This is a genomic window from Bradyrhizobium sp. HKCCYLS2038 (genome assembly GCF_051167655.1).
Classification (GTDB): Bacteria; Pseudomonadota; Alphaproteobacteria; order Rhizobiales; family Xanthobacteraceae; genus Bradyrhizobium.
The window spans coordinates 326,752-342,193 of record NZ_JBNPTM010000004.1; the positions used below are offsets into that span (position 1 = coordinate 326,752).

The following is a 15,442-nucleotide window of genomic DNA, read 5'->3' on the forward strand; positions in this document are numbered from 1 at the left end:
AGACGAACGAACAGCCTGCCGTACCCGGAGAACCAGTTTGGGATGCTCTGTGACGTTGGAGCCAAGTCTTGACCCAGGCCCGAACTCGGCGGCCGGACGTGCCTACCCGGCAGGCCGCAGCAGCAAGGCCCTACGACTTCTCCCTTGCTCAAGGGAGAAGTCGTATGTCGCGCAGCACCGTTCCTCGTCGGATCAGGCGTGCCATGCGGCAGCAATGGCAGTTTGCAGCCCCGCGTCGTTCGGTGCAGCTTGGACGCTCGCGCTGGTGGGGTCAAAGCCGGCGTGACTGGCGGAATAGCTCGCCATGGCCTGGACCAGCTGAGAGATCTGGCTGTCGATCTTGAGACCGCCAGCGGTGATCTCCTGCAGCTGATTTGAGCTGCTGGAAAACCAGCCGTTGATCGTCACGCTCGTATTCGTTCCAAGTAGATCAATCTTGAGATTGTTGCCGGACTGGATGAACCACAGGTTCTCGTCAGTGATGCCGCCAACGAAATCGAGCTCATTGAACGAGCCTGGCGCTTCGTTCGGATTGATCACCGCTTGGCCAGTCCCGGTGAAAGCAATGTAGGTGTTGTTGCCGCTTCCACCTTTGCTCTTGTCCCCACCCGTGAACGTTTCAGAGCCGGCGCCCATCTCGAAAATGTTGGCCCCGTACCCCGTCCCGGCCACGGACGCGCCAGCAGTTCCAATCCAGGTAAAGCTCGTCGGTCCGTGGCTCATCTCTATCGTCGAGCCGTCAGCCAACTTCACGGTTTTGATTGCGCTTGTTATAATTCCATTCGTGCTTTGGAGATCCCCCCAGACGTTGATGCTGTCGGTATCGTCGCCGCGCAGCTTCAGGATCAGGTCACCATAGGCGTTGGTCTGCCAATAGACATCCTGAGCCGAGATCTGTGGCCCCAGCACCAGACTTCCCGCAAAATTGTTCGCCTGGACGTTGACGAGTTGCGCCCCCTTGTCGAACTTCACGATGTTGATGCCGCCCGCCGCGGCGGAATCACCGAAGTTGATCTTCCCCCCGGCTGTCACCTCGTAGACGTTCGTCCCCAGATTGGTGCCGTTGAGCGTATAGTTCGCCGTGGTGCCGAGCCAAGTGAACGTCTGTGCCCCGTGAGTCATGTCGAGCAAGGTACCGTCCGCGAACTTCACCGCCTGGATCGCGCTGCTGACGATCCCGGTCGTCAGATGCATGTCGCCCCAGACGTTGATGCTGTCGGCATCGTCGCCACGGAGCTTCAGAATCAGGTCGCCATAGCTATTGGTCTGCCAGTAAACGTCCTTGGCCTGGATCTGCGCCCCAAGCTCCAGCCGACCGATGAAATTGTTCGCCTGGACGTTGACGAGCTGAGCACCTTTGTCGAATTTGACGACGTTGATGCCGCCGGCAGCAGCGGAATCACCGAAGTTGATCTTCCCTCCGGCCGTCACCTCGTAGACGTTCGTCCCCAGATTGGTGCCGTTGAGCGTATAGTTCGCCGTGGCGCCGAGCCAAGTGAACGTCTGTGCCCCGTGGCTCATGTCGAGCAAGGTGCCGTCCGCGAACTTCACCGCCTGGATCGCGCTGCTGACGATGCCGGTCGTCAGATGCATGTCGCCCCAGACGTTGATGCTGTCGACATCATCGCCACGGAGTTTCAGGATCAGGTCGCCATAGCTATTTGTCTGCCAGTAAACGTCCTTGGCCTGGATCTGTGCCCCAAGCTCGAGCCGACCGATGAAATTGTTCGCCTGGACGTTGACGAGCTGAGCCCCCTTGTCGAACTTGACGACGTTGATACCGCCGGCCGCGGCGGAATCACCGAAGTTGATCTTGCCTCCGGCCGTCACCTCGTAGACGTTCGTACCCAGATTGGTGCCGTTCAGCGTATAGTTGGCCGTGGTGCCGAGCCAGGTGAACGTCTGCGCCCCGTGGCTCATATCGAGCACGGTGCCGTCCGCAAACTTCACCGTCTGAATTGCGCTGCTGACGATACCGGTCGTCAGGTGCATGTCACCCCAGACGTTGATGCTGTCGGCATCATCGCCACGGAGCTTCAGGATCAGGTCGCCATAGCCATTGGTCTGCCAATAGACGTCGTTGACTTTGATTAGAGATCCAAGCTCAAGCCGGCCGACATAGTTGTTCGCCTGGACGTTGACGAGTTGCGCCCCCTTGTCGAACTTCACGACGTTGATGCCGCCGGCAGCAGCGGAATCACCGAAGTTGATCATCCCTCCGGCCGTCACCTCGTAGACGTTCGTCCCCAGATTTGTGCCGTTGAGCGTATAATTGGCGGTGCTGCCGAGCCAGGTGAACGTCTGTGCCCCGTGGCTCATGTCGAGCAAGGTGCCGTCTGCAAACTTCACCGCCTGGATCGCGCTGCTGACGATCCCGGTTGTCAGGTGCATGTCGCCCCAGACGTTGATGCTGTCAGCATCATCGCCGCGCAGCTTCAGGATCAGATCGCCATAGCTGTTGGTCTGCCAATAAACGTCCTTGGCCTGGATCTGCGCCCCGAGCTCGAGCCGACCGATGAAATTGTTCGCCTGGACGTTGACGAGCTGAGCCCCTTTGTCGAACTTCACGACGTTGATGCAGCCGGCCGCGCTGACGTCGACAAAATTGACCTTTCCGGCGGCGCTGACCTCGTAGATGTTCGAACCGAAACTGCTGCCGGTTATCGTGTAATTGGCTGCGCTACCAAACCAGGTGAAGGCCAGCGGTGCACCTTGTCCTGCCGCCGGTTGACCGAGCGCCAACTCCGCTCCGTCGCCGAACTTGATTCTGAGGAGCGCGCTCGAAACACCCCACGGCTGCCTCACGAGATCATTGACGACAGTAATGACGTCGGAGCTGGATCTGAACTTGATCTTCAGGTCCCCGTTCTCGGCCTGGAAGTACAAGTCGGCGGGCACGATGTTGCCGCCCATCCGAATCGTCGTAACCGAATTCGCGAGGGTGACCGCACCACCCCCCGGATTGAACAGATACGTCGTGGCATCCTCAACCGGAATGCTTGCCAATTTGTCCAAGATCTGCTGCTGGTTCCAGCTCACGCCATCGCTAAAGTTGATCTTGGACACCGTGCCCGCAGTGAACTGCCCTTTTACAGTGACGATCTTTCCGGTCAGCGTGTTTCCGATGACGAGATCAGAGCCGTTGCGGCTCAGCGCGACGGCGGAGGAGGCAATGTCCTGCATGATTAGCGAGTTGACGCCGCCGTAGTCCTCGACGGTGTCGTTGCCGCCCGCCGATGTATAGACGTAGGTATCGTCTCCAGTCAGGCCGTTGAGGTATTTGTCGCCACCACCGGCGACGATCGTGTCAGCCCGGCCATAGTAGCCGTAGACGCTTCCCCCGATGGCGGCGCTCCCCTGATCCAGCAGGAGCTGCTGAAGCTGACTTTGGCTCCAGGTCACGCCGTCCGAGAACTTGACCGCAATGCCGCTAAACTCGCCGACAAACTCGTTGGCCAGCGTCACGGTCTTTCCGGTCGCGGCCACTCGCAGGTTGAGAGTATTACTGCTTCCAGAGCGCGAGAGCGTCACACCGGTCGACGCGATGTCCTGCATCACGAGTGTACCGCTGTCGTCATCGATCACATCGTTACCGCCCGCAGAGCCGTAGATGTAGGTATCATTCCCATTGAGGCCGTTGAGATACTTGTCTCCCCCACCTGCGACGATCGTGTCGGCTCGACCATAGTAGCCGTATATGCTGCCTCCGCTGGCCGCACTCCCCTGATCAAGCAGCATTTGCTGAATCTGGCCTTTGCTCCAGCTCACGCCATCCGAGAATTTCACGGCAAGGCCGTCAAACTCGCCGACGAACTCGTTGGACAGCGTCACGGTCTTGCCGGTTCCGGTCACCGTGAGGACGACGGCGTTGCTGCTTCCAGATCGCGACAGAGTGACCCCAGTCGATGCGATGTCCTGCATGACAAGCGTGCCACTATCGTCGTCGATCACATCGTTGCCACCGGCGGATGTGTACACATAGGTATCGTAGCCCTGCATTCCCCTCATGAATCGGTCGCCAACCCCGGCCACAATCGTGTCAGCCACGTTGAAGCCGACAATCGTAGGATCATTGGACAGAGTTGCCTGCGCCAGAAGAGCCGTCCGCAACGTGGCTTGGCTCCAGACCGTGCCGTCGTCGAAGACGATCTGATCGACGCCTTGCGAAAAGAAGTCGTTGAGGCTGCCCTTGAGGAGGATAGAACCTGCGTCACCGGCACCGGGGGAACTTTCGGCGAAGACCAATTTGACGTCATTTTCGGCCGTACGCACCAAGGTGACGTCCGATGGCGCGAGACCATGCAGCCGTAGCGTATCGAACGTGCTGAAGTTGCCGGCCGGCCCATCGGTGATGGTGTCGTTGCCGTCGCCCCTTGTATAGATGTAGGTGTCGTCGCCGGGACCACCGTCCAGCGTGTCGTTGCCGCGTCCACCGATCAGGATATCGCTGGTGTTGAAGCCGACGATGACGTCATCGCCCGGCGTGTAGGCCCTCGCCAGGGCCGTCGAGCGAAGATAATTCTGATCCCAGGTCGTTCCATCGTCGAACACGATGTATTCGACACCCTGGCTGAACCAATCACCCAGCTCATCCTTGAGCAGGATCGAACCACCATCATTTGCCCCGATCGCGCTTTCGTTGATGATCAGCGTGAGATCGTTTCCGTTGCGGCTGAACGAAACGCTCGCGGGATCGATCCCCTTCAGCCGCAGCGTATCGATCGTGGTGTAGTTGCCAAAGACGACCTCGGTGATGGTGTCGTTGCCATCGCCACGGTTGTAGATGTAGGTATCGTCGCCGGCACCGCCGGCCAACACATCATCACCCTTGCCGCCGTAGAGAACGTCATTCGTATTGTAGCCGTTGATCACGTCATTGCCATCGGTGGTCGCCTGCGCAAGCAGCCTCACGCGCAGATCGCTCCGGCTCCAGATCGTTCCGTCATCGAACTTGATCTGCTCGACGCCTTGTCCGAACCAGTCGTCCAGCTCGCGTTGGAGCCGCACCGATCCAGCGTCCCCTGCCCCGGGCGTGGATTCCGCAAAGGCCAGGATGGCCTCGTTGCCGTTGCGGGTCAGAATCACTTCACCGGGCGCAATGCCATGGAGGACCAGGGTGTCATTTCCGCCGCTCTGGACATCGACATCCTCGAAGATGGTGTCGTTGCCGTCGCCCCGCGTATAGACGTAAGTGTCCCCGCTCATCCCGCCAGCCAGATAGTCATCCCCCTTGCCGCCAGCGAGGGTGTCATCATAGGAAAAGCCGTAGATCGTGTCGTTACCGTCCGTACCGGCCGTCGCGTCAAACTGCTTGATGATATCTTCCCAGCCGACGTAGCTGCCGTCCGCGAACGTAAAGAACTCGATCCGGTCGATCATGGTGTTGATCAGACCATAGTCGACCTCGAACTGGTTCTTGATCGTGAGAACGTCGTTCGTGCCGTTGATCACGATCTGCAGATCGTTGGAGTCGCCATTCCGCTGAAATGAGACCATCGACTGGTCGATGCCATCTCTGAAATTCACAAAGTCCAGATTTTCTCCCCAGATCCAGCCCTCATGGTCCTGGATGGTCACTCGGCCATCACCCCGGCCGTAAAAGTATTGATCGCCGAGGTTACCGCCCGACATGTAGGTCGTTCCACGACCGGCGTAGAGATAGTCGGCATCTCCGGTTCCGATCAGGTTGCCGTCGATCGGCTGCAGGTTCTGGCCCACGGCTTTGGCGATGTCGGACTTGTCCCAGGTCGTACCGTCGGCGAACTTGATCACTTCGACCGAAGTATCGAAGTCCTGAAACGCGGTGACGAAGCCGGGCCGACGACCAAGGAACTCGTCGACCACCTTGATCTGATTGTCGGTGTTGTTCTGGCTGATGAGGAGGTCATTGCCGCTTCTTGCGAAGGTAAGATCAGAGACATTGAGGCGCGCGAACCAGATCGCGTCCTCCTGGTTGCCGCCGAGCCCTTGCCAGACGTCCTGAATGACATCGTGGCCGAAGTTATAACCGACCACATAAGCGTCGTGGCCGCCCTTCCCCTGCACGACCTGATCGGAGGCGTTGAGATAGAAGATGTCGTCCGTGCCGTCGCCGCCAGTCAGATTGCCGTTGCCGATCACCAGTTCCGAGGCGGGAATGTAGAACAGCTTGTCGGCGACCGCCTGCAGCGAGAGGTTGACGGGAACGTTCTCGAACGCATTGACGATATTGGCGAACAGATAGGCATCGGTGATCTGGCGGCCCTGGTCGTCGCGCTGGAAGTCCGGCAGCATCATGCCGATGATATCCTTCCAATGCTCCAGATAGCTGCCCGCAGCCGTGGAATCCGCCGGGGTATGCTGGAAGATCTGCTGCAGCATCGGCGCGAACTGCTGGTCGGTGGTCGGCTTGAACGTGTCGGTCGCGACGTCGTAGGCGATCCCGGCAAAGAACGGCTTGAGCTCTCCCTGCATGGCGATGCGGATCGCGAGCTTGTTGATCTCGTTCCAGCCGGCGGTCACGGCATTGGAGACGCGCAGGATCGCATCCGCGCTCGGGTTGTTCGGAATGCCGAAGCCGATCTTCTCTCCCGTGAACCGCTCAAGGAATGAAACGTCAGCCGCAGCCAAGGTTTGCCAGCTGCCCTGCTGCGGCGCGCTGTTTAGCACCTGCTGCAGGGTCGGACGCTCGATAGGCGTCCCATTGGCGTCTCGAACAGCCTGGCCGCTGGCATAAGCATAAAAGGTGCCCTTATCATCCGACTTGCTAACGATGAAGTCGTAGACGATGGCGCCCTTCTCGTTAGTGGTACCGATGAAATGGAAGTCGGAAGTCGCCTCGGTGCCGGGCGTTCCCGTGGGGACGGGCACTGCCGCCTGCCACGCATACAGAATTGGACGGACAGCATCACGCAGCGCAGACAACGATACCATCGCCATGGTCGGCAAGGCCGTGTCAACAACGTTGATCAGGCTCGGCTTCAGGGTCATCGCAACGTGCAGGTCGGCCAGCGTGCCGAAGCCTTTCAGGTCCGGTCGGCTCGCTGCGGCATCGCTGACTGTCGAGTCGCCCAGCCATCTGGTATTGTAATTGTCGGTCTCGAGCTGCACGTCCGCCGCCAGCCCCGTCGTGCCATCAGATCGAATGAAGGTTCCGGTCTGGGAAATTGTATCGGCACCATCGGTGTAGGTCGACGGCGTCGCACCAGTCGAGATCGCGACGATATTGTAGTCCGCAAGCGACTTCAGCTCGCCGGCATCCGTGATGCCATCCTCATTGGCGTCGACCCAGACCTTCAGCGAATCGAACGTATCCTTGGAATCAATTGAGCCATCGCCGTTGAAGTCGACCAGGCCGTTGTCGAGCGCATCGACCTTACCGTCTTGGTTGCCATCGAGACTCCCGAGCTGCGCAAAGCCGGACTCGGTGTCGCTGCCGAACATCTCGCCGACGTCATCGATCACGCCGTTGCCGTTGCGGTCACGGACCAGGAAACCGTCATTGCCTCCGATCCAGCCGACCGGCTCGGCGAAGCCGTCCTTGTCGATGTCGAACTTGGCATTCGACGCCTCCTGGATCGTGAAGCTGATGCCGTTACCGTCGAGATCGAGCACCAGCGGGTCCTTACGATGGGTCCGCGGCCAGCCAAACAGTGCTTGTCCGACCTTCTCGGTGGCCTGAATCATGGACGCAGCGGTCTCGAACGCATACGTCCACATGTTGCTACGGATCGTCTTGAAGGTGACCTCGATGACGTACAAACCGGCGACGAGGTTGGATGCACCGAGGTCGAAATTGAAGCGAGGAACGAACGTCTCGTTACCCTGACGATCCAAAATGACCAGATCACCCGTCTTGCTGTGAAAGTAGCGGTCGAGATAAGTGTCATACGCATAGACACTCTCAGACCCACCCCAGCGCACGGCCCCCGTCAACGTCTGCCCGTACAGGGTAATCCGATCGGACGCGTCCGCATCCTCGATCAGCGTCTGGCCATTGTGAGACAGCTCGATCCGGTCAGCGCCCGCGCCGGTCTTGATGATCGTGCCCTTGCCGGTCGCCTTGACCGTGTCATCCCCATCGCCGAGGTCGAGTAACAGACCGGCCGCACTGGTGCTGACCGTATCGTTCTTCGACGTCAGCCTGATCTCTTCAAATCCGGAGAAAGTGATATTGTCGAACCGCACGTCATCGCCGGCTGCGGTCAGCGCCACGCCAGCCGACATGTCGCCGAAGTCGAGTACATCTCGGCCGGGCGCGGGCTGCGCATCGGACCTCTTGCCCGGATCGGCGGCCGGCAAGCCATCGCCATGAAATTTGATCTTGTTCGTCTGATTGCGGGCACTGTCTTCAATCTTAAGGTGGTGCTTGTTGGCGCTTAGGAACACATCCTCCACGCCGATCAGCGAATCCGCCCTTCCGTCCTTCCCGATCGTGACCGTCACCCCGTAACTCGGGTTGATGTTGGCGAGCTTCAGACCGCTCAGGGTGAAGTCGTCCGACCTCGAAAAGTCATCTCCGAACGACGCGGTATCAACGCCGCTCCCGCCCACAAAAACAACCGAGCTTTCGGCTGTATTGCCCGGGCGAGCCGTGTACGTATCTTGATTGCTGCCGCCAACAATAAGATCGCGCCCGCCTCCGCCCTCAAACTTGTTCTGCCCATCGCCACCGACAATAAGATCTGCAGCGTTCGAGCCCTTCAGATCATCATTTCCCTTGCCGCCAATGATTGCATGCGACACACCAATGTCGGCCTGCGCCTCCATTGTCTTGACGTCGTGACTAAGAGCTTGATCCCCTCCCGCCTGGACGACGAGCCTCCGCCAATCGAGAGAGGCGGACTTTGAGCCGCCGAGAATATCGCTCGTTGTTCCACCAAACAGCGCAACCAGCCCGGCGTCCGTCGAACTCCACCCAGATGCCTTAAGAGCGGACGATAGCGCTTCCGCGACAAACGCGTTAACGTCACGGACGCCGAACGGCTGCTGATTTTCCCCATTCTTTTCCAGCCGATCAGGTTGCGTGGACGATATCTTATCGACGTTTAGAACAACCTTATCGGAGGATGGCGCGCCATCATTACTACCGCCTGCAAAATTCCATGTTCCACCGAGCCTCTCCCTCACCTGATCGAGGCTATTCGTACCCTGCTCAGCATCCCGCAACACCTGCAGTGCAAGCTTAACTACACCGTCATGCAGCGATGTCTTCGGTCTACTGTCTTTGCCGATACCTGAACCAGCCGCGCCCTTGGAGGCGATCTCGCCGAACAGATCAAAAAAATAGTTATAGAGATTCGAATCACCGCCGGAGAGATACGCCTTCGAAAGAAGATCCTCCATCAAGTAGGAGGTAAAACCAGCGGGCAGCTTCGTCGCTGGATCTTTATCCAAACCAATGCGTCCATGGTCCGCAACGGCAGACACAGCATTCATTTTCGGATCAGACGATGCAGGTTCCCCCACAATGCTATACCGCAAGATCTGATCGCCCCGAAGAAGGTTCTCAAATTTTCTCGTGGGGCTGCTGTCTGTCAATGCCAGTAGAGCATGAAGCGCTGGACTATGCTTCCCCTCATCATGAGCGGCGCCAATGTCATACGTCCGATCTGCCGGCTTAAGCTGACTTGAGACAGTAGAGAGCAGTTTACCTAGAGTCGTATCGGTAGCCGTAAGCAGTTCACCACCAACTCTTTGAACCGTTAGTCCTTTGAGATTATCCTGATAGATTTTCAGAGTGGGCTGCATTGCCGCCGAAAACGCGGAGACTACCTGGCCAATTTTCAAGTCATTTGGATTCTTCAAGTATATGACTATTGATTCAGGATAGCCCTCCACCGTCGCATGGACCAGAATGCGCACCTTCTCGTCAATACTTAAATTGAGAAACTCGCTCGTGAAGTACGAGCCATAAGAATTTAAGAACGAGTTTTTTTCGTCCAACCACACGGACCGAGCCGCCTCAATATTCAACTCTGCCGCATATGGCGCAGGCGCGTACACGAAGCCTGGCACACCAAAATAAGCAGAGGCAAGTCCGGCAAGTCCCCCGCCCAATGACTGGCCGGTAACGACCACTTTCGAAGCGACTCCGCCGGCCAAGTTGTTCAAAACAAAGCTGACCAACTCCTTCGTTGCATCCCACTGCGTTACATCAACAGTTCCCTGCCCAAGATTCCTGCTTGTATAAGCGTCACCGTAATCGATCTTTCCGTTATAGAGGTTGTCACCCGAAGGTGGAACCGGCTGGTTTCCCGCCAACATTTGCGCCCAAATTGATGTCCACGCACCGAGCGCGGTGTCTGTTCCTCGGATCGTTACGACATATTTATCGCCGACCTGATTGACCATGGCAGCAAAGCCATTAGCTCCGCCGGGCTTTGAATAGATATAGTTGTCACTATTCTGGAGGATGTATTTGGAGTCATTTCCCAGAGACAGTCTCAGCGGATTCGCTTGGCCAGGTAAGATATCCAAAAGTTTCAGCGACTGATCTAACTGCTCGTTACGTCGATAGATATGCTCGCACAGCAGCGCATACCGCGCCTCGTCAGTCAGTTCGATAGTCATGTTATCTCCCCTTAAAATGCTTGCGAACTACGAATGAAGACAGCTTCATCGCCTTCAATAACGTAGGCCGGAATATCAAGTGCAGGCGTTGTTTGGCTGAGCGCCTTCACAGACACCCCGTCAATTTGAAAGATGTTCTCGGAAACGACTCGTTTTTTTCGTGCTATATAGCGTTTGCGCACGTCCTGGCATGCGGCAAAGCCATTCATCTCCCCTCCACGAAAATCGAGATTTACAACGAAGCGATCTTCTCTGTCATCGTACGGGGTCTTTTTCACGGGGGTGATAGACAGTAAACCGGGCCAGAGCAGCGGGTACACCTCCGTTGGCCACCGGGAGGCCACGTGGGGAGTTGCCCCGACAACTCGCCCGCTTCGTAGAGGTTGACCACTATTAGGGCTGCCCGGAGCAAACGACCTAGAAAGCATACGAACCAAACCTTCTATGACGTTCTCTTCTGTACGACTTGTGGGCGCCCAGAACTTTGGCCGATCCTTCGGCCGCAGCTCTCGAAACCGCACCGTCAAGTCTGATGGAATTTTGATACGCTGAAACGCTTCGCAGGTTTGCACGTACGCATCGTTCTCTGGCGCAGGGTTGGGAAAGTCGTACCCCCAAGGCCCGGGCAACGCGCCTCGCTGAATGTATTCTTGCGCGGACTTCTTACGCCAAGCTTCCCAAGCAGATCGGTCCGACCGCTCAAACCGGGCTCCCCTGAAAGCCAACTTTGAGAGACGGCTCGCGTACGCATCTTCGGTAAGATATCCGACACCGACTGAAAGGTCCGACACGTCGTCAAACCATATTGCGAGCGGCAGAACGTCGTGGGGAACATCGCCATTATCTGATGTCAGGCCGGAACAAAGATTGAGGCTTCTTAGCATCACGGCTTCGCCACTGCTCGTTGCCACCACCATCGATTTTGGACTGTAAATCGTGTCGTCGGATAGACTACTGTCGCGCCACCGCGTCAATCTTACGTTGCAGGCGACAATGTAGTCGAATTGCAGCAGCTCTCTGGTGGCCTTAACCTCGAAGTTGGCTTGAACTCGATAAAAATAGCCCGGCTCCTGACTGTATGACTGGCTCATTGGTCGGTCTGGCTGAGCGAGAGCTACGACCGTTGAGAGGACAACTGATAACAAAGCGAGCACAATGCTGAAAAATTGCATCTCAGCTTTCGAAGGAGAGGCGGATCGATCAGAAGGTTCGATCACAGCTGATATCGAGTTCTTCGCCATCATCTCTCCCTCAAGCTTTCCTGCCTGTACCGCAGCAGCGGCGACATCACATACTCGATGATCCGTCTCGTCCCCGTCTTGATCTCCACCGTCACCGCCATGCCCGGCGCGAGCGCCACCATCTCGTCTTCGACCTGCATCTGCTTCTCGTCCAGCGACACCCGCGCCGAGTAGATGAACTCCTGCCCCGCCGGCTCGCTGGTCTCGGCCAACGCACCGGCGGGCTTGGCGCCGGTTTGCTTATCCCCCGACTTCTCGCGCGTGATAGAGTCCTGCGAGACGCTCAGCACCTTGCCGTGGACGAGGCCGTAGCGGGTGAAGTTGAAGGTGTCGATCTTGATCTCCGCAGCCTGTCCGACATTGACGAAGCCGATGTCGCGGTTGGAGATCATGGCCTCGGCCTCGAGCTGGCTGTCGGCAGGCACGATGAGCATCAGTTGTTGCGCCGGTGTAACGACGCCGCCGACGGTGTGCAGCGCGAGCTGCTGCACTGTGCCGTCGATCGGGGCGCGCAGCACCTGCTCGGTCGTCTTGCGCTCGGCCTTGACGAGGTCCTGCGTCAGCTCCTCGGCTTTCTTCTCGGCATCGGTGAGATCCGACAGTACCTGGCGCTCGAAGCCGGAGCGGGTCTGCGCCAGCTGCTGCTCCAGCGCCTGCCGCGCGGCGTCGATTTCCACGAGGCGGCGCGTCTGCACGACGCGCTCGTTCTGCTGGTCGATCAGCCGCGACTGCGCGTCGATATAGGCGATCTGATTGCCGTACTGGATTTCCTTGGCGTTGCGGCGGATATCGGCGGTCTCCTGCAGGAACGGCAGAGCGGCGTCGATCTTGGCGATCGTGGCCTCAATTGACTGCGCCTCGGCGCGCTTCTGCGCGATCTGTTGCAGGTTGGAGGCGAGCTTGGACAGCTGCTCGGCGGCCTGGGCCTGCAGCGCGGCGCGGGTGCGCGCGACGTCGGTGGGCGCTGCGCCCTCGGGCACGCTAAGGGGCCGCAACGCGGCGAGATCGGCGAAGCTATCGCGAAGCACGCTCAGCCGGGTCACATCGAGCCTCGCCTGCATCAGGCCCTGCGCCACGCGGCGGCGCTCGGCCTCGGTGACGGTGCGGTCGAGCTCGACCAGCACGTCGCCGGCATGAACCTTGTCGCCGTCCTGGACATGGATCGCGGCGACCACGCCCGCCTCCAGCGGCTGGATGGTCTTCGTGCGGCCGGTCGGCACGATCTTGCCCTGCGCCGATGCGATGATGTCGACATGGCCGATGATCGACCAGCCGACCGCGATCGCGAAGAACAGCATGATGGTTCCGGCCACGGCGCGGCCGGCGGGCGAGGCCGGTGTCTCGACGATCTCCAGCGCTGCGGGCAGGAACTCGCGCGCGTCGTTGCGCCTGCGGCGATGCGCGTCCAGCGAAACCGGCGCGTTGTCATGCCGGTGTGCTTCAGCCGACGACATGCAGGCCCGCCTGGATCTGATGCAGGGTCGCGTAGCGCCCGGCGCGTTTGATCAGTTCGTCATGGGTGCCGTCCTCGACGAGGCGGCCGTTCTCGATGGTGATGATGCGGTCGGCGTTGCGAACCGCCGACAGCCGATGGGCGATGATGAACACCGTGCGCCCGGCGCAGATCCTGCGCATGTTGCGCTGGATGATGTTCTCGCTCTCATAGTCGAGCGCCGAGGTCGCCTCATCAAAGATCAGGATGCGCGGATTGGTGACCAGCGCGCGGGCAATCGCGATTCGCTGGCGCTGGCCGCCGGAGAGGCTGGCGCCGCGCTCGCCGACAACGGTGTCATAGCCGTCCGGCAGGCTGAGGATGAACTCGTGGGCGCCGGCGAGCTCGGCCGCCTGGATCACCCGCTCCATCGCCATGCCGGGATCGGCGAGCGCGATGTTTTCGCGGATCGAGCGGTTGAACAGCACGTTCTCCTGCAGCACCGCGCCGATCTGCCGCCGCAGCCAGGTGACGTCGGCCACCGTGAGATCGACGCCGTCGATCAGGATGCGACCGCCCTCGGGGACGTACAGCCGCTGGATCAGCTTGGTCAGCGTCGACTTGCCGGAACCGGAGGGGCCGACGATACCGACGACCTGACCGACCGGCACCTTCAGGCTGATATCGTGCAGCGCCAGAGGCGCGTCGATGCGGTAGCGGAAGTGGACGTGATCGAACACCACCTCGCCGCGCACCGGCGGCAGCGCCGCGCGCCCTGGATTGAACGCCGGCTCCGGCGTGATGTTGAGGATGTCACCGAGCCGGGCCACCGACAGCCGCGCCTGGTGGAAATCCTGCCACAGCTGCGCCAGCCGCAACACCGGCTGCGCCACCCGCCCGGCCAACATGTTGAAGGCGATCAGCTCACCGACGCTCAGACTGCCTTCGATCACCAGATGCGCACCGAAATACAAGGTCAGCGCGGTGACGATCTTGCTGATGAACTGCACCAACTGGCTGGCCCAGTTGCCGAGCGACAGCACATCGAAGCTGGCGCCGACATAGCCGGCGAGTTGCTCCTCCCAGCGCCGCTGCATCTGCGGCTCGATCGCCATCGCCTTCAAGGTCTGGATGGCGGTGACGGTCTCGACCAGGAAGGCCTGGTTCTCGGCGCCGCGATCGAACTTGACGTCGAGGCGCTTGCGGAAGATCGGCGTCACGCCCGCCGACAGCGCGATGTAGAACGGGAACGAGCCGACCACGATCCAGGTGAGGTACGGCGAATAGTAGAACATCACCCCAAGGAACACGAAGGTGAAGGCGAGGTCGATCACCAGTGTCAGTGCCGAGCTGGTGATGAAGTTGCGGATGTTCTCCAGCTCGCGCACCCGCGCCACCGAATCACCGGCCCGTCGCGCCTCGAAATAGGCGATCGGCAGCGCGACCAGATGGCGGAATAGCCGAGCCCCGAGCTCGACGTCGATGCGGTTGGTGGTATGCGAGAACACATAAGTTCGTAGACCGCCCAACGCGGTCTCAAAGATCGTTACGGTAACCAAGCCGAACACCAGCACATCGAGCGTGGTGTAGCCGCGATGCGTCAGCACCTTGTCGGTGACGACCTGGAAGAACAGCGGCGTCACCAGGCCGAATAGCTGCAGGAAGAACGAGGCCAGCAGCACCTCGCCGAGCAGTCGGCGATACTTGTGCATCGCCTGCAGGAACCAGGTGACATCGAATCGCCGCGCGAGATCCGTGAGCGAGGCGCGGCGCGCCATCAGCACGATCGTGCCGGTCCAGTTGGCCTCGAACTCGGCGCGCTTGAGACTCTGCGGGCGGTTCACGAGCGGGTCTTGAATGAGCGCCGTCTCGGCCGTGACCTGTCCCAGGATGACGAATGAGCCATCGGGCCTCGCAACAATGGCCGGCAGTGGCAGCTTTGTAAGTCCGCCCCACGTCTGCCTGACCGCACGAGCCTTCAGCTTCAGCTGCTTGGCGCAGCGAAGCATCTCGGTGACGCCCACCGGCTCACCTGCCAACTGATGTGCAATCTGCGCCGGATCCACGGCAACCTGATGGAACCGCAGCAGCAATGCCAGGCAGTCAAGCCCCGTATCCCTCTGCCCCGCGTCCATTGCCCCAGCACTACTTTAAGTCGTGGTGCTATAATACATACTGGAAACGATCAGACAAGAACCGAGTGCATCAACTTTCGGCA

The 15,442-nt window shown here is 59.4% G+C and carries 4 protein-coding genes; all 4 read right to left on the reverse strand.

The annotated features are described in order from the left end of the window. Window positions 1–192: 192 nt before the first annotated feature. Genes ACQR1I_RS19520 through ACQR1I_RS19535 form a run of 4 tightly spaced genes read right to left on the reverse strand, consistent with a single transcriptional unit; the run spans window position 193 to window position 15,359 of the window. Window positions 193–10,551, reverse strand: coding sequence for a calcium-binding protein (locus ACQR1I_RS19520; RefSeq protein WP_434866175.1), 10,359 nt, complete (start codon window positions 10,549–10,551; stop codon window positions 193–195). Between the two features lie 11 nt (window positions 10,552–10,562). Then, window positions 10,563–11,792: a hypothetical protein gene (locus tag ACQR1I_RS19525; RefSeq protein WP_434888757.1), complete on the reverse strand. Its 1,230-nt coding sequence runs from the start codon at window positions 11,790–11,792 to the stop codon at window positions 10,563–10,565. Further along, window positions 11,792–13,246, reverse strand: a complete 1,455-nt coding sequence (locus ACQR1I_RS19530; protein ID WP_434866177.1) for an HlyD family type I secretion periplasmic adaptor subunit — start codon at window positions 13,244–13,246, stop codon at window positions 11,792–11,794. Before ACQR1I_RS19530 ends, ACQR1I_RS19525 begins: the two co-directional genes overlap by 1 nt. Next, entirely contained in the window at window positions 13,233–15,359 is a 2,127-nt protein-coding gene (locus ACQR1I_RS19535; RefSeq protein ID WP_434866178.1) for a type I secretion system permease/ATPase, read from the reverse strand. Before ACQR1I_RS19535 ends, ACQR1I_RS19530 begins: the two co-directional genes overlap by 14 nt. Window positions 15,360–15,442: the final 83 nt, after the last annotated feature.